The sequence below is a fragment of the Streptomyces olivochromogenes genome (assembly GCF_001514115.1).
GTDB classification, from domain to species: domain Bacteria; phylum Actinomycetota; class Actinomycetes; order Streptomycetales; family Streptomycetaceae; genus Streptomyces; species Streptomyces olivochromogenes.
This window is the reverse complement of record NZ_KQ948461.1, coordinates 1-23,560: the sequence shown is the minus strand read 5'-3', so window position 1 is coordinate 23,560 and position 23,560 is coordinate 1. Positions and strand designations below refer to the sequence as shown.

General features: G+C 70.5%; 25 protein-coding genes. 14 read left to right on the top strand and 11 right to left on the bottom strand.

Annotated elements, in window-relative coordinates:
• Positions 1–1,032 carry an AMP-binding protein gene (locus AQJ27_RS27640; RefSeq protein WP_067374503.1) on the bottom strand — a complete coding sequence of 344 codons (1,032 nt, stop codon included), beginning with the start codon at positions 1,030–1,032 and terminating at the stop codon, positions 1–3.
• 113 nt (positions 1,033–1,145) lie between these two features.
• On the opposite strand from AQJ27_RS27640, the gene AQJ27_RS27635 reads away from it, so the two are divergent.
• Together AQJ27_RS27635 and AQJ27_RS27630 are read left to right on the top strand one after the other, a co-directional pair.
• The gene (locus AQJ27_RS27635; protein WP_067374501.1) at positions 1,146–1,826 is read left to right on the top strand and encodes a TetR/AcrR family transcriptional regulator; all 681 of its coding nucleotides are present in this window, start codon (positions 1,146–1,148) and stop codon (positions 1,824–1,826) included.
• Between the two features lie 99 nt (positions 1,827–1,925).
• A complete protein-coding gene (locus AQJ27_RS27630) occupies positions 1,926–2,978 on the top strand; it encodes an NAD(P)H-dependent amine dehydrogenase family protein (RefSeq protein ID WP_067375065.1) in 1,053 nt (350 codons plus the stop codon).
• 60 nt (positions 2,979–3,038) lie between these two features.
• On the opposite strand, the gene AQJ27_RS27625 is transcribed toward AQJ27_RS27630, so the two are convergent.
• The 4 genes from AQJ27_RS27625 to AQJ27_RS27610 form a co-directional block, all read right to left on the bottom strand.
• A complete protein-coding gene (locus AQJ27_RS27625) occupies positions 3,039–4,238 on the bottom strand; it encodes an NAD(P)/FAD-dependent oxidoreductase (RefSeq protein ID WP_201264465.1) in 1,200 nt (399 codons plus the stop codon).
• On the bottom strand, positions 4,235–4,432 hold the full coding sequence (locus AQJ27_RS27620) for a ferredoxin (protein ID WP_054235675.1): 198 nt from the start codon (positions 4,430–4,432) through the stop codon (positions 4,235–4,237). Before AQJ27_RS27620 ends, AQJ27_RS27625 begins: the two co-directional genes overlap by 4 nt.
• A gap of 315 nt (positions 4,433–4,747) precedes the next feature.
• Complete coding sequence (locus tag AQJ27_RS27615) at positions 4,748–5,437, bottom strand: response regulator transcription factor (RefSeq protein WP_235613876.1); 690 nt, start codon at positions 5,435–5,437, stop codon at positions 4,748–4,750.
• Positions 5,438–5,644: 207 nt separating this feature from the next.
• Positions 5,645–6,223, bottom strand: coding sequence for a MarR family winged helix-turn-helix transcriptional regulator (locus tag AQJ27_RS27610; protein ID WP_079065297.1), 579 nt, complete (start codon positions 6,221–6,223; stop codon positions 5,645–5,647).
• A gap of 239 nt (positions 6,224–6,462) precedes the next feature.
• Between AQJ27_RS27610 and AQJ27_RS27605 the strand changes: the two genes are divergently transcribed.
• From AQJ27_RS27605 to AQJ27_RS27585, 5 genes are all read left to right on the top strand, one after another.
• On the top strand, positions 6,463–7,062 hold the full coding sequence (locus AQJ27_RS27605) for a TetR/AcrR family transcriptional regulator (RefSeq protein ID WP_067374497.1): 600 nt from the start codon (positions 6,463–6,465) through the stop codon (positions 7,060–7,062).
• Positions 7,063–7,311: 249 nt separating this feature from the next.
• A complete protein-coding gene (locus AQJ27_RS27600) occupies positions 7,312–8,526 on the top strand; it encodes a sensor histidine kinase (RefSeq protein ID WP_067374494.1) in 1,215 nt (404 codons plus the stop codon).
• On the top strand, positions 8,523–9,203 hold the full coding sequence (locus AQJ27_RS27595; RefSeq protein WP_067374491.1) for a response regulator transcription factor: 681 nt from the start codon (positions 8,523–8,525) through the stop codon (positions 9,201–9,203). Before AQJ27_RS27600 ends, AQJ27_RS27595 begins: the two co-directional genes overlap by 4 nt.
• A gap of 97 nt (positions 9,204–9,300) precedes the next feature.
• The gene (locus AQJ27_RS27590; RefSeq protein ID WP_067374488.1) at positions 9,301–10,170 is read left to right on the top strand and encodes a LysR family transcriptional regulator; all 870 of its coding nucleotides are present in this window, start codon (positions 9,301–9,303) and stop codon (positions 10,168–10,170) included.
• A gap of 247 nt (positions 10,171–10,417) precedes the next feature.
• Positions 10,418–11,569 (top strand): MFS transporter, encoded by a 1,152-nt coding sequence (locus tag AQJ27_RS27585; RefSeq protein ID WP_067375061.1) that lies wholly within the window; start codon positions 10,418–10,420, stop codon positions 11,567–11,569.
• Between the two features lie 20 nt (positions 11,570–11,589).
• Here AQJ27_RS27585 and AQJ27_RS27580 read toward each other — a convergent pair whose 3' ends face one another.
• The 3 genes from AQJ27_RS27580 to AQJ27_RS27570 form a co-directional block, all read right to left on the bottom strand.
• A complete protein-coding gene (locus AQJ27_RS27580; protein ID WP_067375058.1) occupies positions 11,590–12,108 on the bottom strand; it encodes a hypothetical protein in 519 nt (172 codons plus the stop codon).
• 181 nt (positions 12,109–12,289) lie between these two features.
• Positions 12,290–12,937, bottom strand: a complete 648-nt coding sequence (locus AQJ27_RS27575; protein WP_341866101.1) for a DUF6624 domain-containing protein — start codon at positions 12,935–12,937, stop codon at positions 12,290–12,292.
• Positions 12,934–13,416: an ATP-binding protein gene (locus AQJ27_RS27570; protein ID WP_079065296.1), complete on the bottom strand. Its 483-nt coding sequence runs from the start codon at positions 13,414–13,416 to the stop codon at positions 12,934–12,936. Before AQJ27_RS27570 ends, AQJ27_RS27575 begins: the two co-directional genes overlap by 4 nt.
• A 153-nt stretch (positions 13,417–13,569) precedes the next feature.
• Here AQJ27_RS27570 and AQJ27_RS27565 point away from each other — a divergent pair, with 153 nt between their 5' ends.
• On the top strand, positions 13,570–14,382 hold the full coding sequence (locus AQJ27_RS27565) for an SDR family NAD(P)-dependent oxidoreductase (RefSeq protein ID WP_235614093.1): 813 nt from the start codon (positions 13,570–13,572) through the stop codon (positions 14,380–14,382).
• A 104-nt stretch (positions 14,383–14,486) separates the two neighbouring features.
• Here AQJ27_RS27565 and AQJ27_RS27560 read toward each other — a convergent pair whose 3' ends face one another.
• Entirely contained in the window at positions 14,487–15,899 is a 1,413-nt protein-coding gene (locus AQJ27_RS27560) for an NsdA family TPR-like regulatory protein (RefSeq protein ID WP_067374478.1), read from the bottom strand.
• Between the two features lie 295 nt (positions 15,900–16,194).
• On the opposite strand from AQJ27_RS27560, the gene AQJ27_RS27555 reads away from it, so the two are divergent.
• The 4 genes from AQJ27_RS27555 to AQJ27_RS27540 all read left to right on the top strand — a co-directional run bounded on the left by AQJ27_RS27555 (position 16,195) and on the right by AQJ27_RS27540 (position 18,836).
• Positions 16,195–17,016: a helix-turn-helix domain-containing protein gene (locus AQJ27_RS27555; RefSeq protein WP_067375054.1), complete on the top strand. Its 822-nt coding sequence runs from the start codon at positions 16,195–16,197 to the stop codon at positions 17,014–17,016.
• 3 nt (positions 17,017–17,019) lie between these two features.
• Positions 17,020–17,265: a DUF397 domain-containing protein gene (locus tag AQJ27_RS27550; RefSeq protein WP_054229261.1), complete on the top strand. Its 246-nt coding sequence runs from the start codon at positions 17,020–17,022 to the stop codon at positions 17,263–17,265.
• A 230-nt stretch (positions 17,266–17,495) separates the two neighbouring features.
• Positions 17,496–17,996: a hypothetical protein gene (locus AQJ27_RS27545; RefSeq protein ID WP_067374475.1), complete on the top strand. Its 501-nt coding sequence runs from the start codon at positions 17,496–17,498 to the stop codon at positions 17,994–17,996.
• Positions 17,997–18,026: 30 nt separating this feature from the next.
• Positions 18,027–18,836 (top strand): SAM-dependent methyltransferase, encoded by an 810-nt coding sequence (locus AQJ27_RS27540; RefSeq protein ID WP_067374473.1) that lies wholly within the window; start codon positions 18,027–18,029, stop codon positions 18,834–18,836.
• Here the strand turns inward: AQJ27_RS27540 and AQJ27_RS27535 are convergent, their stop codons facing one another.
• Entirely contained in the window at positions 18,837–20,234 is a 1,398-nt protein-coding gene (locus AQJ27_RS27535) for an FAD-binding oxidoreductase (protein WP_067374472.1), read from the bottom strand.
• A gap of 137 nt (positions 20,235–20,371) precedes the next feature.
• On the bottom strand, positions 20,372–20,887 hold the full coding sequence (locus tag AQJ27_RS27530) for a pep a2 (RefSeq protein WP_067374470.1): 516 nt from the start codon (positions 20,885–20,887) through the stop codon (positions 20,372–20,374).
• Between the two features lie 305 nt (positions 20,888–21,192).
• On the opposite strand from AQJ27_RS27530, the gene AQJ27_RS27525 reads away from it, so the two are divergent.
• On the top strand, positions 21,193–21,504 hold the full coding sequence (locus AQJ27_RS27525) for a DUF5133 domain-containing protein (RefSeq protein WP_067374468.1): 312 nt from the start codon (positions 21,193–21,195) through the stop codon (positions 21,502–21,504).
• 77 nt (positions 21,505–21,581) lie between these two features.
• On the top strand, positions 21,582–23,560 hold a 1,979-nt coding region (locus tag AQJ27_RS27520), incomplete at its 3' end, for an alpha-1,4-glucan--maltose-1-phosphate maltosyltransferase (RefSeq protein ID WP_067374465.1).

Below are 23,560 nucleotides of genomic sequence, written 5' to 3'. Positions count from 1 at the left end.
TCAGACGATCCTCGTTTCGTGGTTCCGCCAGTACGTCTCCCGGAGCAGGCCCTTGCGCAACTTGCCGCTGGGGTCCCTGGGCAGACCGAGGACGAAGTCGACGGCGCGCGGGCACTTGTACGGGGCGAGACGCTCCCGGCAGTACGCGAGCAGCTCGTCGGCGGTCACGTCCGCGGCGGCCGGCTGGACCACCGCGAGGACCCGTTCGCCCATCTCGGGGTCCGGGACCCCGATCACCGCGACGTCGGCCACCCCCGGGTGCATGACCAGGACGTCCTCGGCCTCCTGCGGGTGAATGTTGACCCCACCGGACACGATCGTGTGCGCGACCCGGTCGGTCAGATACAGATAGCCGTCCTCGTCGAGATATCCGATGTCGCCCAGGGTGTTCTCGCCGAAGTGGACGACGCCGTCGACGATGCGGACGTCGTGGCCCGCCCGGCCCACCGATCCCGGGCGGGCCAGCCACTCCTGCGGACCGATGACCGTGAAGCCGTACGCCTCGGTCCCGGAGTAGAACTCGTGGATGATCGGGCCGAACCGGTCGAGCATCCGCCGCTTGACCTCCACCGGGCAGGGCGCGGCGCCGTGCAGGACCACGCGCAGGCTGCTGAGGTCACGGGCGCGCCGCGCGGCGGGCAGCTTCAGCCTGCGGACGAACATGGTGGGGACGAACTGTGCGTGCGTGACCCGGTGACGCTCGATCAGCTCCAGACACCCGGCCGCGTCGAAGCGGTCCATGACCACGAGGGTCGCGCCCATCCGCAGCAGCGACATGCAGTGGACGAGCGGCGAGGCGTGGTGGAACGGTGCCGTCGAGAGATACACGGCCTCGGGGCCGAAGCCGTACTGGGCCAGCCCCTGGGCCACTTGTACGCACTCGGCGGCGGGGGCGCCCATCGGGCCCGCGGTGAGCTGCTTGCCCTCCGCCATCTCCTCGACCTCGGCGGGGAGGTACGTGACGGTCCTGCCGCCGCTCTCGATGACCGCGATCGCGTCGGGGCGCTGCTTCGCCTGCCATCCCAGATGCATGCGGTGAGAATATCATTCTCAGTGAATGCAAGTAAGAGTCTCGTAACCTGCGCTGCGTGATTCGGTAGGGCGCCGCAACTTATTCCCGTTGAAGTGGAGTATCGTTCTGCAATGTGACCGCAGTCCCCGAAGAACCAGCGTGGCGCCAGCGCGCCGTAGAGCGATCGACCCGTGCCGCGAAGCTTCGCGCCGAGCAACGCGTGCAGCGCTTCCTGGACTCGGCACAGGAGTTGATCGTCGAGAAGGGCACGACCGACTTCACCGTCCAGGAGGTCGTCGACCGCTCGAAGCAGTCCCTGCGCAGCTTCTACCAGCACTTCGACGGCAAGCACGAGCTGCTCCTCGCCCTGTTCGAGGACGCCCTCTCGATGGGCGCCGCCAAGGTCCGCGAGGCGGCCGCCACCGAGAGCGACCCGCTGCAGCGCCTGCGGATCGCCGTCGAGACGCTCTACGAGCAGTCGCACCCCAGCCCCGGCGTCCAGCGCCCACTGTTCAACGATTTCGCGCTGCAACTGCTGGTCAAGCACCCCGAGCAGGTGGCGACGGCCCACATCCCGCTGCTCACGGTCTTCACCGAGATCATCGAGCAGGCCGCCGAGGCCGGTCTCGTCGCCGGCGGGAAGCCCCGCCGCCAGGCCGCCCTTGTCATGCAGACCGTCATGTTCGCCTCGCAGGCCCACGGCGTCCCCGCCGACAGCCACGCCCACCCGGTGACCTCCGAGGAGGTCTGGCAGTTCTGCCTGGGCGGCATCTCGGGCGTTCCGGCCACGGCGGGCAGGTCCGCCTCCGCGTAACACGGGCCCCCATCCCCTGGTTCACCCGCACCGGGAGTTCCATTCTCTAATTCGGAGAGTATGGTTCTCACCATCGTGCCGGAGGATCAGGGGGTTCCCATGACCGTACGGACGGACACCAGGCCTCAACTCCGGGTCGTCCAATGGGCCAGTGGCAACATCGGCTCCCGCGCGCTGCGGGCGGTCCTCGAACATCCGGACCTGACGCTGGCCGGGCTGTACGCGCACACGCCGGACAAGGCGGGACGTGACGCGGGCGAGCTGTGCGGCCTGGGCCCGACGGGTGTGATCGCGACCCACGACATCGACGAGATCGTGGCGCTCGGCGCCGACTGCGTCCTCTACATGCCGCGCGCCTGTGACATGGACGAGGTGTGCCGGTTGCTGGCCTCGGGTGCGAACATCGTGACGACGCGCGGCGAGTTCCACCGCGCGGCCAGCCTCGACCCCGCGGTGCGCGAGCGGGTCGAGGCCGCGTGCGAGAGCGGCAAGTCCTCGATCCACAGCACCGGCAGCAGCCCGGGGTTCATCACGGAGGCGCTTCCCCTCGCCCTGAGCTCGATCCAACGGCGGCTCGACGGCCTGACGATCGAGGAGTTCGCCGATCTCTCCCAGCGCGACTCGCCCGGACTCCTCTTCGACGTGATGGGGTTCGGCAAACCCCCCGCCGAGTACGACGAGCGCCGGCTGTCCGTGGTGCGCGACAGCTTCGGCCCGTCGCTGCACATGGTCGCCGACACGCTCTCGATCCCGCTCGACTCGGTGGAGGCCGAGGGGGAGGTGGCGACCGCGCCCCGCCCGGTCCACATCGCGGCGGGCACCCTGCGGCCTGGCACCGTGGCCGCCCAGCGGATCACGGTCTCGGGCCTGCGCGGCGGGCGGCCGTTGCTGCGCTTCCGGGCCACCTGGTACTGCACCACCGACCTCGACCGCGCCTGGGACGTCCGCGCCACCGGCTGGCACGTCACGGTCGACGGCGACGCCCCGCTCGACATCGACCTGCGCTTCCCGGTACCCCTCGACCGGATGGCGGCCATGTCGCCCTCGTACACGGCGAACCGCGCGGTCAACGCCGTACCGGTCCTGTGCGAGGCGTCCCCCGGGATCCGCTCGACGGCCGACCTGCCGCACATCGTGGCGCGGCTCGGGTGAGCCGCTGAGCGACAACGACACACCGGACACCGGCCGTTACGGGTTCTTCGGCACCCGGGCCTACGTCCGGCGGGGCGAGGCCCCGGAGGGCGGCGGCGCGTCGACGGCCTCGTGCCATGACGCGCCGGTGGCCACGGCCTGGCGCCAGCCGCGGATCGCCTTGGGCGGCATACCGATCGCCAGGGCCCCCACCAGACGGTCACCGGTACGGTAGGCGACCACGAACCGCCGTGCGGCCAACTCGCCTTCCACCACGGCGACTTCGTCGTGTCCGCGCAGATGACCGAACGCCTGCACCTTCATGTCGTACTGGTCCGACCAGAAGTACGGCACCGGCGCGAACGGCTTGCGCGCGTCCGGGCGGAGCAGATTGCGGGCGGCGGCCACGCCCTGCTCGGCGGCGTTGGTCCGGTGCTCGATCCGCATCGACGTGCCGAACAGCGGATTGTGCCAGCGGGCCACGTCCCCGGCCCCGTACACACCCGGCGCGGCAGCACTGTACTCGTCGCACACGAGCCCGTCGGCCACCTTCAGACCGCTGCCCTCCAGCCACTCGGTGTTCGGCAGCGAACCGATCGCCACCAACACCTCGTCGGCCGCGACCAGTTCCCCGTCCGTGAGCCGTACGCCGGTGTCGGACACCTCGGCCACACCGACCCCGCTGCGCAGGTCCACACCGTGGTCCAGATGAGCCCTCGACAGGACCCGTCCCACCTGCTCACCGACCGCGTGGGCCAGCGGAACCGGCGCCGGCTCGAGGAGCGTGACCTCCGTGCCCAGTCCCCGCGCCACCGCGGCGGCCTCCGCGCCGAGGAACCCCGCACCGACGACCACGAGTCGCCGGCCGGGCCCCAGCCGGTCCCTGAGGGCCAGCGCGTCGTCCAGGGTGCGCAGCACATGCGCGTCCCCCTCACCGGGCAGCCTGCGCGGCCGTACGCCGGTCGCCACGATCAGGCCGTCGTACGGCAATCGCGCCCCGTCGGCCAGCAGTACCGTGCGCCCGGCGAGGTCGAGGCCGGTCGCGGCGTGCCCCAGACGCAGGTCGAGATCGAGGGCGTCGAGATCGGCACGGGCGCGCAGCGGCAACCGCTCCGGGTTCCACTCGCCGGAGAGGATCTGCTTGGACAGCGGCGGACGGTCGTAGGGCAGGTAGGCCTCCTCACCGACGAGGGTGAGCGTGCCGTCGTACCCCTCCCGGCGCAGCGTCTCGGCCGCCGCGAGCCCGGCGGCCGAGGCGCCGACGACCAGGATCCGCCTCACTTCTCGACCAGCCGGATCGCCGCGGCCGGGCAGATCGCGACGGCCTCGCGCACGCCGTCGAGCAGCTCGGCGCCGGGCTCCTCCGCCAGCAGGATCGCGACGCCGTCGTCCTCGCGCTGGTCGAACACCTCGGGCGAGGCCATCACGCACTGCCCCGACGCGACGCACTTCGGTTCGTCCAGTTCCACACGCATGATCTTTTCCTTTCGGTCGGTGCAGGTCGGTACAGGTCCGTATAGGTCCGTACAGGTCGGTGCGCGGTCGCGGTCGCGGTCGCAGTCGCAAGGGAGGAACTCGCGTCGGAGTGATCTCCGCAATCCGCTCCCGGCGTCGCGTACGGCGCCTGCCGGGAGCGCAGCCATGTCACTCCTCGGTGGGGGCTCCGTCGGGACGGAGAACCAAGAACGGCGGAACGGCCAGTACGCATAGGCAATCGGACCGGACTGACACGCTCCGGTCAGTTTCCTGACCACAAGCTGACGTGACGCAGATCACCACCTCGGACGGGGTCAGTGGCCGAGCCAGTACCCGAAGCCCCTGCGGGTGTGGATCAGCGCGGGACCTTCCCGGTCCACCTTGTGCCGCAGACGGGAGACGAGCTTCTCGATCGCGTTGTCGGCACGACCCTCGCCCCACACATGACGGCAGATCTGCTCCTTGGACAGCACCCGCTCTGCGTTGACCAGCAGATGCCGCAGCAGTCGGTATTCCGCGGGGGTGAGGTCGATCTCCCGTTGGCCACGCCACGCCTGACAGGTGTCGTCGTCGAGGATCAGGTCTCCGTAGGACGGTCCTTCCCGTACGGGACCGTGGTCGCGCAGCAGCACCTCGGCCCGCGCGAGGACCTCGGCGATCCGGAACGGCTTGGTGACGTAGTCCTCCCTGCCGGCGCCGAGTTCGGGGACGAGCCGACCCAGGTTCTGATAGGCCGTCAGAAAGAGCACCGGGGGGCGATCGGCGGGCGTGAAGCGGCTCCCGCGGGAGAGGCCCTGCAGATCGGGCAGGGTCACGTCGAGGACGACCAGGTCGAAGCGGTGCTCGACGAGTCGCACCATGGCCTCGGCCCCGGTGCTCACCGCGCTGACCCGATAGCCCGCCAACTCCATGGTCGTCGCGAGCAGTTCGGTGGTCTCGGCGTCCTCGACGACGACCAGGACGTGTTGTCCGTCGCCGCGAGCCGGCGACCGCTTCTCACTCATGTTTCCGTCCCTGGAACGACCGTTCGCGCAGAGCTGGAGCATCACGACTTCACGACTTCACGACCTCACAACCTCACAACCTCACAACCTCACACGGTCGACCTCGCCGGTCGGGGCGTCAGAACGCCCGAATGTCGGCCGCCGACATACCGGCCGGGGCGCGCGGACGGACGACCAGGCGCCCCTAAAGGCGATACCTCCGCACCATCACTCCGACCACGTCGCCCCTCCACCCCCGGCCACCCCATCCCGAACCTCGCCCACACGGCCCCAGGGCTCGACCACCCCGGCCCGGCCATCGCCCTCCTCGTCCTCGGTGGCATGCGTGAGGAAGTCGTCGACCATCCCGTGGAACAGCGTCGCAAGGCGCTGCAGCTCCGCCGGTGTCCACTCCGCCAACGCCGTCTGCATGCCCCGCGAGCTCGTCGCACGGATCCGGTCGATCGCGTCCCGGCCCGCCGGGGTCAGCTCGATGCGCTGGGCCCGCCGGTCGTCGGGGTCCGGCGAGCGGCTCACATAGCCCGCCTTGTGCAGTTTCCGCACCTGCCGGGTGATGTGGGACGCCTCCACCTCCAACCGGGCCGCCAGCTCACCGGGACGCAGGGGATCGGAGTCGGCCATCTGCCGCAGCAGCGCCACCGCGGCACGGTCCATCCGCAGTCCGGCCATGGCCATCAGGCGATCGTGCTGCCGGACCCGGCTGTTCAGGTAGGAGACGCGATTGAGGGCTCGCTCGATCCCGATCACATCGGACGAGGCGCGCGCTTGCGGCACCGGTGCTGGCATATCCTCAAGGTACCACTACTTGCCTGACTCAAGTAAGTTCCAATGCGCTTGCCCACCGCCCCGGTGAACAACGCCGGGATCATGGACCACATGTCGGCCGGCGCCGACACCGACGCCGAAGCAGGCGCCGAAGCGAGCGCCGAAGACGCGCGTCCGGCGTTCGTGACCGAAGCCTTGCCGCGCGGACCGGGCGGATGCCGTCCGCATAGCAAGCGCTCACACAGCGCTACGATGCGCGGGTGGATCAGGGGAAGTCACGTGGCCCGTACGCGAAGACACCGGCCCGGCGAGCGGAGATCGTGCGCGCGGCGCGCGACAGCTTCGCCGAGCGCGGATACGCCAGGGCCTCGCTCCGCGACATCGCCGAGCGGGCCGGCATCACCCACGCCGGTCTCCTGCACCACTTCCGCAGCAAGGACGAACTGCTCGCCGAGGTACTCGCCCAGCGCGACACCGAGGAGTGGGAGGAGGGCGTGGCCGAGGTCGACAGCCTGGAAGCGCTCGCGCCCTACCTCGGCACTCTGCTGGCGCGCCACCAGAAGACCCCCGAGCTGATGCGTCTGTGGCTGGAGCTGGCGGCGGCCGCCTCGCGGCCGGAGCACCCCGCGCACGGCTACTTCGTCGAGCGGTACGAGCGCAGCCGCACCCATGTCACGCGACGCCTGAGGGAGCTGGAGGCGCAGGGGAAGCTGCGGGAGGGCCTCGGTCCGGACAGTGCGGCGACCCTTTTCCAGGCGGTACTCAACGGCCTGCAGGCGCAGTGGCTGCTCAACCAGCACCTCGACATCATCGAACCGCTGAACCGTTTCCTCGACCTCATCCTGGTGACCGACGACTAGACCGACGCCCCCGTTCGGCACCGACGCCCGCGTTCGGCACCGGTGTCCCCGTTAGGCACCGGTGTCCCCCGCGAGCGGCCAGACGTGCACGCCTGGCCGCTCGTCATGCTCAGGTAGGACATACCGGTCGTCCAGTACTGCGTTCTCAGTAGCCGGGAGAGTCGGCCGACACATGACGACGGGGCGCCCCTGCTCAGGGAGGCTGAACAGGTACACCATGGTCACAGCACCCGACAGGAAACCCTCCCGATGAACACCAGCTGGCAGCGGTTCGCCAAGGACCATCCCCGCGTCCTGCGGGTGACGGTCGTTCTGCTGCTGTTCGCCGCCGCCGCGCTCGGCAGCACCTGGACCAGCGAGGGACCCACCGGCGCGCACCTCGCCCCGTGGCCCGGCATTCTCCTGGGCGGCATCGGTGCCCTGGCCCTGATGTGGCACCGCAGGTATCCGCTCACGGTGGTAGCGGTGACCGCGGCCGCCGCCAACGCCGCCAACGCCCTGGGCTATCTGATCACTCCCCTGCTGCTGGCACCGCTCATGGCCGCGCTGTACTGGCTGGCCGTCCACACCGACCGCAGGACCGCGCGCATCGGCCTGATCGGCACCGCCGCGCTGCTGGTCACCACCGCGCTGCTCGTCGACTCCCATCACCATCCGCTATCCCTCGTCCTCGCGACGGTCGGCCCCATCTTCTGGGTGCTGGTGCCCGTCACCTGGGGCACGGCGACCCGGCTGCGGGCCGACTACCTGGAAGCCGTGCACGCTCGCGCGGAGATCGCCGAGCGCACCCGTGAGGAGGAGGCGCGGCACCGGGTGGCCGAGGAGCGCATGCGCATCGCCCGTGAACTGCACGACGTCGTCGCCCACCATCTCGCGCTGGCCAACGCGCAGGCCGGGACCGCCGCCCATCTCCAGCGCACCCATCCCCAGCAGGTGCAGAACATCCTCGACGACCTCGCCGGCACCACCGCATCGGCGCTGCGCGAACTCAAGGCCACCGTCGGACTGCTGCGCCAGACCAACGACCCCGACGCGCCGCTGGAACCCTCCCCGGGCCTGGACCAGCTCTCGGAACTCACGGCCGCTTTCGCGACCGCCGGGCTCAAGGTCGACGTCACCACCGAGGGCGCGGCGCGCCCACTGTCACCAGGAGTGGACCTGACCGCCTTCCGCATCATTCAGGAGGCGCTCACCAACGTCACCAAACACGCCGCCTCGGACACCGCACACGTACGGCTCGTCTACGCCCACAACCGGCTGACCATCACGGTCACCGACGAGGGAGCGACCACGGTGACCGCCGCTCCGGCCCCGGGCCACGGTTTCGGTCTCATCGGCATGCGTGAGCGCGCCCTGTCCGTGGGCGGCCGGCTCAGGGCCGATCACCGGGCCGAGGGCGGCTTCGAGGTCTCCACGGATCTGCCGCTGTACACCCCCGCCCCGGAAGAGGACCGCACCCCATGACCATCAGCGTGCTGCTCGCCGACGACCAGGCCCTGCTCCGGGCGACCTTCCGGATCCTGATCGACTCCTGCCCCGACCTCGAAGTCGTCGACGAAGCCACCAACGGCAAAGAAGCCGTCGACCTCGCCCGCATCCACCAACCCGACGTCGTCCTCATGGACATCCGCATGCCCCACACCGACGGCCTCGCCGCCACCGCCGCCATCTGCGCCGACCCCCACCTCGACACCACCCGCGTCCTCATCCTCACCACCTTCGAAATCGACGAATACGTCGCCCAGGCCCTCCGCGCCGGAGCCAGCGGCTTCCTCGGCAAAGACGTCGGCGCCGACGCACTCCTCGACGCCATCCGCACCGTCGCCGCGGGCGACACCCTCCTCTCCCCGCAAGCCACCCGCACCCTCATCACCCGCTTCCTCACCACCCCCACCCCCAACGCCCCCCTCGCACCCCCCGAAGCCCTCACCACCCTCACCGCCCGCGAACGCGAAGTCATGGCCCTCGCCGCCGAAGGCCACTCCAACAACGAAATCGCCGACCAACTCACCGTCAGCCCCCTCACCGTCCGCACCCACATCCACCGCGCCATGACCAAACTCGGCGCCCGCGACCGCGCCCAACTCGTCGTCATCGCCTACCAGACAGGCCTCGTCACCCCCACACCCCCCACCCCCTGACCCCACACCACGCCGGGAGGCCGCCCCGCCCCGTTCTGTGATAACCCAGGAGGACCACCATCTCTGGGAGAGATGGACCGGGGCATCGGGAGAGGACATGGATCTGCGGCAGATGGAGGTCGTCGTCGCGGTGGCCGAGGAGGGCGGGTTCACCGCCGCGGCGCAGCGACTGCACGTGGTGCAGTCAGCCGTGTCGAGCACCGTGCGCGCACTGGAGCGGGAGCTCGGGACCCCGCTGTTCGACCGCACCACGCACCGGGTGTCGCTGACCCCGGCGGGCGAGGCGTTCCTACCGGCCGCGCGGGCGACGTTGCGGGCCGCCGAACAGGCGCGGTCGGCGGTCGACGCCGCGCGGGGACAGCTGCGCGGACGGGTGACGGTCGGCACGATGCAGGGGGTGTGGGCCGACCTGCACCGCCCGCTGGCCGCGCTGCGCGCGGAGCATCCGGGAGTGGTGGTGCGGCTGCGGCAGGCGGCCGTGACCGACATCCGCCAGGCGTTGCGCGAGGGCACGGTGGATCTGGCGGTGGTCGCCCTCGACCGTCAGCAGCAGCGTGGTCTTGTGACCCGGCTGCTCGCCCGGGAGGAGATGGTGCTGGTGTCCGCGCCGGGCCGGGTACTGGCCGGGGCGGGGCCCGGTGGAGGGGTCACGCTCGCCGAAGCGGCCCGGCTGCCGCTGGTGGACTTCACGCCCGGCTGGGCGATCCGCCTCGCCGTCGACCGGGCGTTCCGTGCCGCCGCCGTCGAGCGCGAGTCGACCTTCGAGGTGAACGACATCGTCGCGGCGTCCGAACTCGTCCGCGCCGACCTGGGGGTCTGCGTCATGCCCATCTCGATCGCCGACCGCTTCCCCGACCTGGACAAGCACCGGTTCGACCGGCACGCGCCGAGCTGGAAGGTCATGGTGGTCCAGCCGCGCGGGGAGGCGCCCCCGGCGGTCGCGGCACTGCTGCGGCACATGGCCTGACGGGCCCCCTCTCTTCAGTTCATCTCGTTCGGAGATGACTGACATTCGAAATCATCGCCACGGCAGGGGAAGCACCAAGGCTCCGCGGGCGCTGAGGAAACCGTGCGAGCGGCAACGAGGCCGTTCGACCACCACCCAGCGTTTCCCGAACCGCTCCACCGGTTCCCTTCCCGAGAAGGTGCCCGTGTCCAAGTCCCCCGTCCTCAAGTCACCGGGCCAGACCGCCACCGCGCAGGCGGCGCACGGCGTGCCGGGCTGGCTGGTCGCCCTCTTCGCCGTCGCCTCCGGCATGACGGTCGCCAACCTGTACTACGCCCAGCCCCTGCTGTCCTCGCTGCGCGACGTGTTCCACGTCGGCACGGCGGCCGCCGGCGGACTCATCACCCTCACCCAGATCGGCTATGTCCTGGGCATGCTGTTCCTCGTCCCGCTCGGCGACCGGCTGGAGAAGCGCGGACTGATCAGCGTGCTCCTGACGGTCACCACGCTCGCCCTGGTCGCCGCGGGTCTCGCCACCAACTTCCCCATGCTGCTGATCGCCTCCCTGATCAGCGGAGGCACCTCGGTCGTCGCCCAGATACTGATCCCCTTCGCGGCGAGCCTCGCCCCCGACCACGCCCGTGGCCGGATCGTCGGACGGGTGATGAGCGGCCTGCTCACCGGCATCCTGCTCTCCCGCACCCTCAGCAGCCTGGTCTCCGACGTGGCGGGCTGGCGGGTGGTGTATCTCGGCTCCGCCGTCCTGATGGCCCTGCTGGCCCTGGCCCTGCGCGCGGCCCTGCCGCAGCACGCGCCGACCACGACCATGCCGTACGTCCATGTCCTGCGCTCCACGCTCCACCTGGTGCGCCGCCACCCGGTGTTGCTGCGTCGGGGGCTCTACCAGGCGGCGATGTTCGGTGCGTTCAGCGCGTTCTGGACCACCGTGTCGTACGTACTGACCGGCCCCCACTTCCACTACTCCCCCATCGGTGTCGGCCTCTTCGCGCTCGTCGGCGCGGCCGGTGCGGCCGTCGCCCCGTTCGCCGGTCACTGGGCCGACCGCGGGCTCGTCCGTCCCATGACCGGGATCGCCTTCGCCGTCGCGGCCCTGGCCTTCGCGCTCGCGGGCTTCGGTCAGTCCCACATCACGCTGATCGCCCTGGCCGCGATCCTGATCGACACGGCCGTGCAGTCCACCCTGATCCTCGGTCAGCACACCATCTACCAGCTCGACCCGAACGCCCGCGCCCGCCTCAACAGCGCGTTCATCGCGATCTTCTTCGTCGGCGGCGCGCTCGGCTCCCAGCTCGGCTCGATCGCCTACCACGCGGCCGGCTGGACCGCGGTCACCGTCCTGGGCGCCGCCCTGCCGGTGCTGGGCCTGCTCCACTGGACGACGGAACGCCGTACGGCCTGATCAGTGCCCCGGGGAGCGGGTCACGATCCCGCTTCCCCCCGCAGGAAGTTGCTCACCTGACAGGCGAGGCTGTCCCTCGCCAAGTCGGAGCGGGCGGCGGCGTCGGCCGAACCCTCGTAGAGGTCGATGCCGCCGACCCACAGGTACCGGTCGGTCCACTCGTCGTCGACCTTCAGCTGGATCTGGATGTCCACCCGGGGCAGGGAGGCGTCGGGGCCCGCGGCGAAGAGGACCGCGGTGGCCCGGCGCAGGGGGTAGACGTCGTAGCCCTCGATGAACTGGGAGTTCCGCCAGTCCAGGAAGGCGCTCTCGCCGTCGGGGCCGACCCGGATGTCCATCTGGCCGTCCTCGAGATGGATGCCGAAGTGCTCGCCACCACGGTTCTCGACGGTCACCCGGCAGCGGAAGTAGGTGAGCCCTTCGGCGGCGTCGTCGCGTCCGCGCGGCGGCTCCGCCCGCTCCACCCCATGGACGCGGACGCGCAGGCCGGCGTGCTCGTCGTACTCCTGCCAGTCCCCGACCACGTTCGGTTCGTGCACGGTCCACCTCTCCACCTCAGAGAGCTGTTTCCTATCTGTGCCCTCAACGGGGTGTCAAATGGGCGGAACGCACCGTGGCCAGCGTTTTTGCCCTCCTTGATCGGCGATCAAGCCGTGCCCAGCCAGAACCCGTGTACCTGCCATTGCGGGGACATTTCCGTGCGTGCTGCACATCACGTTCTCAGGCGCCGCGGCGCAGCGTCCGCATCTGCTCGTCGAGGGGGCCGAGGCCGACGTCTCGGCGCCGCTCCTCGAGGGTCTCGGGCCGCCGGATCGGATACGGGCGGAAGGTCGCGGGGTCGACCCGGGTGCCGTAGAACTGGGGCTGGCCCAGTTCGACCGCGCAGTGATCGGCGATGTAGGCGTGGTGCGGGCCGGGGCAGCGGCCGTCCGCGGTGGCCTGGGCGATCAGGTCGCGGCAGCGGAGCTGGAAGTCGAGGTCCGGAGCGTGCAGCAGGATCATCAGAGCCGCGGTCGAGGCGGGCGCGCCGACCAGGTCCGCGGCAGGCCAGCCGTGTCGGCGGACGATCGTCCCGAGGGCGTCGGCATTGGTCCTGCGGCATTCGACGAGACCGCGCCGGACCTGTGGGGTGGGGTTCGTCCGCGCCCGCCGCATCAGGTGCCGCTCCTCGTCGGCCCGGCGCGAGAGCTCCCGGGCGAGCGCGGCGGCGAATGCCGGGAGGAGCCCCGCGGACGCGGGCCCCGGCTGCACCGGTGCTCCGTCCGGCTCCGGCCCCGCACGGTCCGGCCCCGCACGGTCCGGCTCCGGCCGCGCGCCGTCCCGCTCCGTCGGCGTGCCGTCCGTGCGATGCCCCGGTAATCGCTTCATGGCATGCCCCGGAGCGCCAGGGTGAACCACACCTTCTTGCCCGTGGTGCCGGGGTCGGCCGGTGCGATGCCCCAGCCCTCGGACAGTGCGGCCACGATGGCCAGTCCGCGTCCCGACTCCTCGGCGCCGCCCGTGTCGCGCGCTCGCGGCAGTGCGGACGAACGGTCGGCGACCGTCACACGCAGCTCGTGCCCGACGTGTTCGAGAGTGACGGTGATCGTGTCGCGGGGGCCGGGACTGCCGTGTCTGACCGCGTTGGCGAACAACTCGTCCGTGGCGAGGACAGCGTTGTCGAGACACTCGGAGGGCAGGCGCAGAAGGGTGAGGTGCTCGGCGACCATGTCCCGCACGCCGGCCGCGCGCGAGGGCTGGGCGGGGACCGTGGTCCGTACCAGGCTGGGGTGCGTCCTGGGCAGCACGGCGGCGTCGTGCTGCGGTGAGGGCGACGGCCCGCGGCGATGAGCCCTGGATGCCGTCATCGGTCCTCCTTCGTTGCAGCGCGGGTGGGGGATGTGCTCGGTGGCTGCCCGTGCAGCCAACAGGGCACGACCCCCCGCCGACCAGGGGGTATCGGGGTTGTCCGGTTGCAGGCACGTAGTGGCATGGGATGTATGTTCGATCAGGTGAGGAACGTGAGCGGGAGCCGGACGCCGGTGCGCCCAGGCGATCCCACCGGGTGGTCGGGGGTGCGCGGCAAGCGCGTCCTGGTCACCGGTGGAACGCGGGGTCTCGGCGAGCAGATCGTGCGGCTGCTCGCCGCCGAAGGGGCCCGGGTGGCGACCTGCGCGCGCGGCGCTGGCGACCTGGCGGCACTGGCGGCATCGCTGGACTCCCCGCTGTTCACCCAGGCGCTCGACGTCACCGAGCCGGAGCGTCTGGAGGAGTTTGTCGCGGCCATGGCGAATCGTTTCGGCGGGCTCGACGGGGTGGTGGCCTGTGCGGGCGGTTCTCGCGGCGGCCGCTTCGAGGAGACGGACGCCGAGGACTGGGCGGCGACCTGGGAAGTGAACGTCGGCCATGCCGCGCGCCTGGTCCGGGCGGCGGTGCCGCATCTGCGGGCTGCCGGGGGCGGATCGGTCGTGGTGATCTCGTCGATCTCCGGCTGGAAGCCCGGGCCGCCCGTCCAGTACGGGGTGGCCAAGTCCGCCCAGATCCAGTTGGCCGCGTCGCTCGCCCGTGAACTGGGGCCGGACGGAATCCGGGTGAACGCCGTCTCCCCCGGGTCGATGCTCATCCCGGGCAGGCGCTGGGACCGGATGCGCCGGGAGGACCCCGAGGCGTACGCGGGATTCGTGGCGACGGAACTTCCGGGCGGAGCGCCGGTCGCTCCGCAGGAGGTCGCCCGGGTGGTGGCGTTCCTGCTGTCCGACTGGTCGAGCGGTATCTCCGGGGCCCACCTGCCCGTCGACCGCGCCCAGAACGCCCCCTCGCCGGAAGGCTACTGAGCCGACCGTTCCTGTCCCAGGGTCCCTTCCCACCTCAGCGACCGCTCCCGTCTCAGGTACCGCTCCCGCTAAGTCACCCACCGGGCCGACCGCCGCGCTCCCCGTCATGCGACCGCCCCCAGCACCGCACGGGACCTGCGCTCGAACTCCTGAACCATCGGCTCGTGGCGGCGTGGCTCCAGACGGGTACGGAAGTCGCGCAGGGCCTGGATCGACCGTTCACTGTGCACGGTACCGAGGGTGTCCAGCGCTTCGGTGGCCGTGCCGACGGCCTCGTCGAGCCGGTCCTGCTGGAGATGCGCGGTCGCGAGCACCGAGCGGCTGATGGCCTGGCGTCTGCGCCGGTCGGCGTTCGCGCTCAGCGACTCGCTCGCCGTACGTTCGGCCTGGGCGGCGAGCCCCAGGTCACGGAAGCACAGGGCGGCCTCGGCCTGGAGATAGTGGTGGTCGAGATAGCGGACCCAGACGGATTCCTGGTCGGGACCGCGGCTCATGTCCAGTTGCCCTTCCGCCAGGCGCAGCGCCTCCGAGGCCTCGCGCGAGTGCCCCTGTGCGGCATGTCCGCGTGCCGCCATGGCGTACAGGCGCATCAGCCCGAGCGGGCTGCCCGCCCCCTTCGCGGTGGCGACTCCGGCCCGGGCCAGCGCCACCCCCTCGTCGGGGCGGCCGAGGTTGGTGGCCAGATGGGAGAGCCCGGCCAGGATCTGGCCGCCCAGCACCCGGTCGCGCCCTTCGGCGCACAGGCGCAGCCCCTGGGTCATGTACCGCTGCGCGAGCCCGTACTCCCCCGCGTCGTACGAGCTCCAGCCGGCCATCGCGGCGAGGCGCGCGGCCGCGGCGTACAACTGCCGTTGCGGCTGTGGCGGGGTGCCGCGGCGCTGGAGCATGGGGACGACCTCGGTGGAGAGGTAGTGCACGATGCTGGTGCGCACCCCGCCACCGCCGTAGTGGTTGTCCATCTGGTCGAACATGGCGATCATCGCGTGCACCTGCTCGACGGGCCCGCCGCTCGCCACCCCCGTCGGGCGGAAGGCCTCCTGCTGCTCCAACAGCAACAGCAGCCACTCGCGTTGAGGGTTCGTCAGCGCGGCGGCGACGAAGGGCACCGAGCCGAGGAGGCTGCGGCGGGAGATGTCGGTGGAGCCCAGTTCGGCCAGGGTGTGCAGGGTTTCCGCCACGTCCTCGCCATAGACCAGGGCCCGGCCCGAGACCGGGCGCCCCTGATCGGAGTGGAAGCCGAGGTCCGCGGGCGACACGGCGCGGCCCAGCCGTCCGGAGAGCACGGCGGCGATCAACTCCGGTGTGGTGCCCCGTGGTTGCTGGCCCTGGAGCCAGCGGGTGACCGACGCCTTGTCGTAGTTGGAGTCCACGCCTTGGCGGCGGCCCAGTTCGTTGACCCTGAGGGCGAGGGAGGCGTAGGAGCAACCGGCTTCCTTGAGGGCGGCCGCCAGCGCCGAGTTGGCCCCGCCGGGGCCCTTGCCTGCGCTCCTTGATTGTCCGTCGGTCACGGTGGCCACCCAGGTCTCGCATCACGGTCCGTACGGCTGCGCCCGTATCTGCCGGCCCATCAATTCCACTACGGCACAGCACAGTTGAACGTATGTCGCCAGGGACTGTGCGACAGGTCACTCGGTCACTATGGTCGCCGACAGGCTCAGCACGCAACCGGCGTTCTGATAATTTCAGAACGATCCGCATCACCCTGTCTCTGTCAACGACCGCGTGGCACACTGCACGCTGTGATACAGCCGTACCGGGAGGTAGGACGTGAGTGACAACCGCTCGGGCGGCAGCGCACCCACGGTCCTGCGGATGGTTCTCGGCAAGCGGCTGAAGCAGCTGAGGGAACAGGCGGGAGTGTCGTTCGAGGAGGCGGCACGGGCGATCGAGGTCACTCCACTGACGGTCCGCCGGATCGAGAAGGCCGAGGTCGGCCTCCGGATCCCCTATGTGAAGGAGTTGCTGCGCACCTACGGGGTGCCGGCGACGGAGATCGACGACTTCCTCGCGCTGGCCCGGGAGGCCAACCAGCCGGGCTGGTGGTACAAGTACCGCGACGTGCTGCCCGAGTGGTTCAGCGCCTACGTGAGCCTGGAGAGCGAAGCCAGCGTCATCCGTCTCTACGAACCCCACTACGTTCCGGGCCTGTTGCAGACGAACGACTACGCCACCGCGCTCATGCGCGTGGGCTTCCCCAACGAGTCGAAGGAGGACGTCGCCCGCCGTGTCGCCCTGCGGACCAGGCGGCAGGACCTGCTCGCCAAGCCGGACGCGCCCGCCATCTGGGCCATCCTCGACGAGACGGTGCTGCGCCGCCCGGTGGGCGGGGCCGAGGTGATGCGGGCCCAGATCGACCGGCTGCACGAGGTCCTGGACATGCCGAAGGTCCGGATCCAGGTCATGCGCTTCGGGGTGGGGGCACACCCCGGCGCCTTCGGCCCGTTCCACCACTTCCGCTTCGGCTTCTCCGAACTGCCCGACGTCATCTACACGGAAAGCCTCGCCGGCGCGGTCTATGTCGACCGGCCGGGCGACGTCGTCACCTATCTCGAAGTACTGGACCGGATGTCCGTGCAGGCGGAACCGGTCGCTCGGACCAGGGACATCCTGGCTGAATTGCGTAAGGAGTTGTGATCCATGGGATCAAAGGGCCCCATCTACAGTGGCATGCCGGCCGTCGACCTGGGCACCGAGGGCTGGGAGAAGCCCTGGAGCGGTACGAACGGCGGAAGTTGCGTCGAGGCCAAGCGGCTGCCCGACGGCAGTGTGGCCTTCCGCCAGTCCACGGACCCGGACGGGCCCGCGCTGGTGTACACCCGGGACGAGATGATCTCGTTCCTCGAAGGCGCGAAGTCCGGCCAGGCCGACTTCCTCGTCGCCTGAGACGCCGGCAGACCGCCTGAGGCGGGGACAGCCGTCCGCCCTCGGGCAACCGCCGGAGCCGCACCATCACCACGCCCGCACCGATCACCACACCCGCACCACCACTACGCCCGCACAACCGGACAACCCGCACGCCCACTCCCGCCGTGCGGGTCGTCCGTTCACACTGAGGGAATCGGTCGTCCCGGAGGGAGCGGTATGCGCACCGGTCCTTGTCGCGAGGTGCGGGGATGATCCTCGGCCAGGCCCTCGCCCAGTGCCGGACCCTGGTCGTCGACGGTCCGGACGGAATCGGCAGAGGCGCCCTGATCGCCGAGCTGGCCCGCAACGGTTTCCTGGTCCGGCTCTGCCGCGGACCCCTCCATCACGTGGACCCCACCCAGCCGTACCGCGAGCTTCTCGCCGCGTCGGGCCGGTTGGCCGTCGACGGCAGTCTCGTCCACGAACTGGTCTACGGACCGCTGCGCCGCGGACGCTCCCGGGTGACCTGGATCCAGGCCCTCGACTTCGCCGAAGCGGTGGCGGAACGCGACGGAGCCCTCGTCCACGTGACCGGCGAGACGGACGACACGGAGGCGGTCGACGCGTACGAGCGGGCGCTGCACACCCTCGCCCAGCATGTCCCCGTGGTAACCCTGGATGCCAAGGACCTTGGCCACCCCATCCGCGGCCCCGCCTGCACACACCATCAACTCGGTCCGTGTGAAAGGCAGTTGACGATAGGTTATTGACAGACCGCGTGACGGAGGCAGGAGACATCCATGGCAGACGGCCGGCCCAACCCCGACCAAGAGGCGTTGTCCAAGATCGACACCACGGTGCCGCACTCGGCCCGCATCTGGAACTACTGGATGGGCGGGAAGGACAACTACGAGGTCGACCGGATCGCGGGCGACGCCTACCGCGAGGTCGCGCCGAACATCGAGACGATGGCCCGGGCCTCCCGCGAGTACCTGATCCGGACCGTGACCTTCGTCGCCGGTGAGCTCGGCATCCGCCAGTTCCTGGACATCGGCACCGGCCTGCCCTCGTACGACAACACCCACCAGGTCGCCCAGCGCGTGGCGCCCGAGTCGCGCATCGTCTACGTGGACAACGACCCCCTGGTGCTGCGTCACGCCCAGGCGCTGCTGACGAGCACCCCCGAGGGCGTCACCAACTACATCGACGCGGATCTGCACGAGCCCGAGAAGATCGTCGAGGCGGCGAGCCGGATCCTGGACTTCGACCAGCCCGTCGCCCTGATGCTCATGGGCATCCTCGGTCACATCCAGGACTACGAGGAGGCCAGGTCGATCGTCCGCACCCTCCAGGCCGCCCTGCCCTCCGGAAGCTACTTCGTGCACTACGACAGCACCGACACCGACGCCGCGCTCAAGCAGGCCCAGCAGGGTTACGACGACACGGGCGCCGTCCCCTACGTGCTGCGCAGCCCGGAGCAGATCACCGCGTACTACGAGGGCCTGGAGCTGATCGAACCCGGCATCATCTCCTGTCCCCTGTGGCGTCCCGGGGCCGGCACCGCACCGGAGCCCACGGACGTGCACGGCGGGGTGGCCCTCAAGCCGTGATCAGGTGCGGGGCGCCGGTTGGATGTTCTGGTTGAGGCGGAACAGGTTGTCCGGGTCGCGGTCGGCCTTGATACGGGCCAGGCGGGCGTAGTTGTCGCGGTAGCTGGCCCGTACGCGCTCCTGGCCCTCGTCCATCATCATGTTCACGTAGGCCCCGCCCGCGGAGTACGGGTGCAGGGCGTCGGAGTAGTCGACGCTCCACCGCTTGACGCGCTCGGCACCGGCCGGATCGGAGTCCACGCCCGCGTACACGGTCGCCCAGCGTGCGTTCCGGTAGCTCCAGGCGGTGTCCGCCGGTGCGATGTCGTGGACGGCGCCGTCGATCGGGTACAGGTGCATCGTCGATTTCCAGGTCGGCGGCTTCGCGCCGTACCCGAGGTGCGACGTGACCGCCTCGTCGGGGATCTCGTCGACGAAGTCGGCGCGCCAGTACCACTGGTCGCCGGGCGGATAGATCCCGTCGAACGCGGACTGGAGCGCGGGGAACGGCATCGGCGCCGCTCCGTGCAGCAGCGGCTCGGGCACGGCGTCGAGGAGGGGGGCCATCTCGGCGGCCGCCGCCTCGGTGTCGTCCCCGACGCGGCACCAGACGACCCCGCAGACCTTGCGCAGATGGATCTCCTCGGGGAACGGCGGGCCGGGCGGCACGGAGCCGAACAGGAAGAAGCCGTTCAGGTCGCGAGGGGCCTCCGGGATGAAGTCGCGGTAGGCGGTGAGGACTTCGGCGCCGAGTTCGGCGGGCCAGAAGGTGGGGCCGGCGACCACGGTGCTCACCTCACGCAGCCGGAACAGGAACGAGGTGACGACTCCGAAGTTGCCGCCACCCCCGCGGATCGCCCAGTACAGGTCGGTGTTCTCCGTGTCGCTCACGCGCACACGCTCGCCGCTCGCCAGCACGAGGTCGGCCGCCAGGAGGTTGTCGACGGTCAGCCCGTACTTGCGGCTGAGATGCCCGATGCCGCCGCCCAGGGTGAGGCCGGCGACTCCCGTCGTGGAGATGATGCCGGCGGGTACGGCCAGGCCGTACTCGTGGGTGGCGCGGTCGACCTCGCCCCACACACAGCCGCCCCCGACTCCTACCGTGCGGGCCCCCGGATCGACCTCGATGTCCTTGAGCGGTGAGAGGTCGAGGACCACGCCGTCGTCGCAGACCCCCAGGCCCGCGCCGTGATGGCCGCCGCCCCGCACGGCGAGCGGGAGGCCGTGGTCGCGGGCGAAGCCGATGACGCGGGAGACGTCCTCGGCGCTGGTGCACCTCGCCACCAGGGCGGGCCGCCGGTCGATCATCGCGTTGTAGACGGTGCGTGCCTCGTCGTACCCGGAGTCGCCGGGTCCGATCAACTGCCCCTTGAATTCCGTCAGTTCCTGGCGCGCTGCCTCTGCCGTCGTGATGGACATACGCCTCCCCCCGCCTGGGGGCCGGTTCGAGGGCACCCGTATCCGGGGCCTCGGCTCCAGTCTCTCTCCGTTGGATCCGGTGCGCCTGTTCTGTACAACCGCTGGGGCGGGTGATCCCCGCCCCTCGGTCGTCGTGATCACGTCACGGCGATCACGGCCTCCGCGTCATGACGGGACACCGCGAGCGCCGGTTCCGGCAACGCCACCTGACGCGGCGTCCGGCGCGCCTCCCGCAGGCTGGGCATGGGCGTGGTCGGGACCAGCGGAGCATGCTCGGCAGCACGGGCCCGCCAGGAGAACCAGATGATCTTGCCGCCGGCGCCGGTGGCGCAGCAGCCCCAGCCGTCACTGAGGGCGGCGATCTGCGCCAGACAGCCCTGGGGCTCGTTGTGCGGGCGGAGATCCTGGTCGTTGTCGGAGACCGCGGTGATGAGGTGGGAACCGTTCCACCACATCTCGATGGTGGTGTTCTTGTCCGTCGCGTGCCGGTCGATCGTATGCAACAGCGCTTCCGCACAGTGGCAGACGGAATCGACGAGCGTATCCAGGTTCCAGTACCGGAGATGGGCCCCCAATATGCGCTTGACCTGGCCAACCCGCTCCGGGCTGACCTCCACGTCGAGGTGGTAGTAGCAGGGCACTGCAGGTTTCATCTTCGTTGGCTCCTCACGGCGAAGCTCTCGCCTCTCCTCGCCCTTCTCGGACCGAGCCCCGATCACGAAGCGTGAGCACTGATCGCTTTTGAGTCAGTCCCAGAGTGCGAGTGCTACTCCGTTCGTGCAACACGAGAGGCCCGACCCCGTGTGGTTGAAGAGCCAACAAGACGCTGAGTGTCCATGCAGGCACCATGAGTGAGGGCACCGCCCTCCGTAGTGGGTCGGTGCCCTTGCGTGCACAGCCGTCCGGCATCAGCCGGGTGTCCCGTGCGCAGTGGCGAGAGTGGAAAGGTGACCGGCGCATGCTGCTTCCTGCCAAAGCCGAGGTCGCCAGGCATCTGGAGCGATACCGGGCCTGGGAACGCCTGTTGCTCGTGGCCCCCGCCGACCACACGGTGCGGGGCAACTTCGAGAACACGGGCTACACCCTGTGCGTGCTGATGGGGAAGCGCTGCGCGCGGGAGGCGGTGGACGCCGCCGAGCACTATCTGCGGGACGAGACACCGGCTGCCGCGCTGTCGTCGATGACGGTGACGCACGGCGCGCGGGGCTCTCAGCTCTCCCAGGGGCCTCAAGGGCGGGGAGCGGGTCGAGCGGTCGGCAGGCGTCCCTGAGACGGACCGTGGTGTCGGAAAAATTCGGAGCAGCTCTGAACCGAGGGGGCAGGGCGCGAGGACGGCGGAGGCGAAACATGGAGGCACATCCGGCCCATGGCCGTGACCCGATCGGCCGTATCCCGATCGTGGACGTCCAGCCGGTCGTCGAGTGCGGCCGGCGCCCCGCGAAGGCGGTCGTCGGGGAGACCTTCGAGGTCACCGCCACCGTCTTCGGCGAGGGCCGGGATGTGCTCGGCGCCGAAGTCGTCCTGTGCGATCAGAGCGGCCGCCCCGGCCCACGCGCCCCCATGCGTGAACTCACCCCGGGCAGCGACCGCTGGGGCGCCGAGGTCACGCCGGAATCCGTGGGCCACTGGACCTATCTGGTGGAGGCCTGGAGCGATCCCGTGGCCGCCTGGCGCCACACCGCCGCGATCAAGGTCCCGGCCGGGATCGACACCGGTCTGGTCCTGGAGGAGGGCGCCGCACTGTACGAGCGGGCCGCGGACGCGGTACCGGACCCGTCCGGCCAAGCGGTCGTACGCGCCGCGGCGCACGCCCTGCGCGACGACTCCTGGCGGCCGACGGCCCGTCTCGCCGCCGCCCTGGCCCCGGAAGCGACCGCCGTACTCACCGCACACCCCCTGCGCGAACGGGTCTCCCGCTCGCTGCCGACGCCCCTGCTCGTGGAACGGAAGCGGGCGTTGTACGGCGCCTGGTACGAGTTCTTTCCGCGTTCGGAGAGCGGACGGTTGGACCCGTCGGTGCACGGCACGTTCCGCAGCGCCGCCGAACGCCTGCCCGCCATCGCCGGGATGGGCTTCGACGTCGTGTACCTCCCGCCGGTCCACCCCATCGGCACCACCTTCCGCAAGGGCCCCAACAACAGCTTGTCGGCGAGCCGTCGGGATGTCGGCGTGCCCTGGGCGATCGGCTCTCCCGAGGGCGGCCACGACGCGATCCACCCGGATCTCGGCACGATCGACGACTTCGACGCGTTCGTGCGCCGGGCCACGGAACTGCGGCTCGAGGTCGCGCTCGACTTCGCGCTCCAGTGCTCGCCGGATCATCCGTGGGTGGAGAAGCATCCCGAGTGGTTCCACCACCGGGCGGACGGGTCGATCGCGTACGCGGAGAATCCGCCGAAGAAGTACCAGGACATCTATCCGATCGCCTTCGACCAGGACATGCCGGGGCTGGTCCAGGAGACGCTGCGGGTGCTGCGCCACTGGATGGACCACGGCGTGCGGATCTTCCGCGTCGACAACCCGCACACCAAGCCGGTCGTCTTCTGGGAGCGGGTCATCGCGGACGTCAACCGCACCGACCCGGACGTGATCTTCCTGGCCGAGGCGTTCACCCGGCCCGCGATCATGCACACGCTCGCGGCGGTCGGCTTCCAGCAGTCGTACACGTACTTCACCTGGCGCAACACCAAGCAGGAGCTGACCGACTACCTCACCGAACTGTCGCGCGGGACGGCCGCCTTCATGCGGCCCAACTTCTTCGTGAACACCCCCGACATCCTGCCCGGCCATCTCCAGCGGGGCGGCCGGCCCGCCTTCGAAGTACGCGCCGTGCTCGCCGCCACCCTCTCGCCCTCGTGGGGGGTCTACGCCGGGTACGAGCTGTGCGAGAACGCTCCGGTCGGGCCCGCCAGCGAGGAGTACCGGAACTCAGAGAAGTACGAACTGCGTCCACGTGACTGGGAGTCGGCCGCGCGCGAGGGCCGCACGATCGCACCGCTGATCACGGAGCTGAACCGGATCAGACGGCGCCACAAGGCTCTGCACGCGCTACGGAACCTGCACTTCCACCAGACCGACAACGAGGCCCTGATCGCCTACAGCAAGCGCTCGGACGACGACACGGTCGTGGTGGTGGCCAACCTCGACCCGCACCACACCCAGGAGGCGACGGTCTCGTTGGACATGCCGCGACTCGGCCTGGACTGGCACGAGTCCGTGCCCGTGCACGACGAGCTCACCGGCGAGACCTACCGCTGGGGCAGGGCCAACTTCGTGCGACTGGGGCCGGGCGGTGCGCATGTGCTCGCCGTCGACACCTCACCGCG

Bases quoted from the DNA above. Each gene is read 5' to 3' on its own strand.
- AQJ27_RS27530 (WP_067374470.1), bottom strand. From the start codon at position 20,887: ATGAAACCTGCAGTGCCCTGCTACTACCACCTCGACGTGGAGGTCAGC.
- AQJ27_RS27550 (WP_054229261.1), top strand. From the start codon at position 17,020: ATGGGATCAAAGGGCCCCATCTACAGTGGCATGCCGGCCGTCGACCTG.
- AQJ27_RS27570 (WP_079065296.1), bottom strand. From the start codon at position 13,416: ATGACGGCATCCAGGGCTCATCGCCGCGGGCCGTCGCCCTCACCGCAG.
- AQJ27_RS27545 (WP_067374475.1), top strand. From the start codon at position 17,496: ATGATCCTCGGCCAGGCCCTCGCCCAGTGCCGGACCCTGGTCGTCGAC.
- AQJ27_RS27600 (WP_067374494.1), top strand. From the start codon at position 7,312: ATGAACACCAGCTGGCAGCGGTTCGCCAAGGACCATCCCCGCGTCCTG.
- AQJ27_RS27535 (WP_067374472.1), bottom strand. From the start codon at position 20,234: ATGTCCATCACGACGGCAGAGGCAGCGCGCCAGGAACTGACGGAATTC.
- AQJ27_RS27640 (WP_067374503.1), bottom strand. From the start codon at position 1,032: ATGCATCTGGGATGGCAGGCGAAGCAGCGCCCCGACGCGATCGCGGTC.
- AQJ27_RS27595 (WP_067374491.1), top strand. From the start codon at position 8,523: ATGACCATCAGCGTGCTGCTCGCCGACGACCAGGCCCTGCTCCGGGCG.
- AQJ27_RS27630 (WP_067375065.1), top strand. From the start codon at position 1,926: ATGACCGTACGGACGGACACCAGGCCTCAACTCCGGGTCGTCCAATGG.
- AQJ27_RS27525 (WP_067374468.1), top strand. From the start codon at position 21,193: ATGCTGCTTCCTGCCAAAGCCGAGGTCGCCAGGCATCTGGAGCGATAC.
- AQJ27_RS27620 (WP_054235675.1), bottom strand. From the start codon at position 4,432: ATGCGTGTGGAACTGGACGAACCGAAGTGCGTCGCGTCGGGGCAGTGC.
- AQJ27_RS27615 (WP_235613876.1), bottom strand. From the start codon at position 5,437: ATGAGTGAGAAGCGGTCGCCGGCTCGCGGCGACGGACAACACGTCCTG.
- AQJ27_RS27555 (WP_067375054.1), top strand. From the start codon at position 16,195: ATGGTTCTCGGCAAGCGGCTGAAGCAGCTGAGGGAACAGGCGGGAGTG.
- AQJ27_RS27575 (WP_341866101.1), bottom strand. From the start codon at position 12,937: ATGAAGCGATTACCGGGGCATCGCACGGACGGCACGCCGACGGAGCGG.
- AQJ27_RS27540 (WP_067374473.1), top strand. From the start codon at position 18,027: ATGGCAGACGGCCGGCCCAACCCCGACCAAGAGGCGTTGTCCAAGATC.
- AQJ27_RS27590 (WP_067374488.1), top strand. From the start codon at position 9,301: ATGGATCTGCGGCAGATGGAGGTCGTCGTCGCGGTGGCCGAGGAGGGC.
- AQJ27_RS27610 (WP_079065297.1), bottom strand. From the start codon at position 6,223: ATGCCAGCACCGGTGCCGCAAGCGCGCGCCTCGTCCGATGTGATCGGG.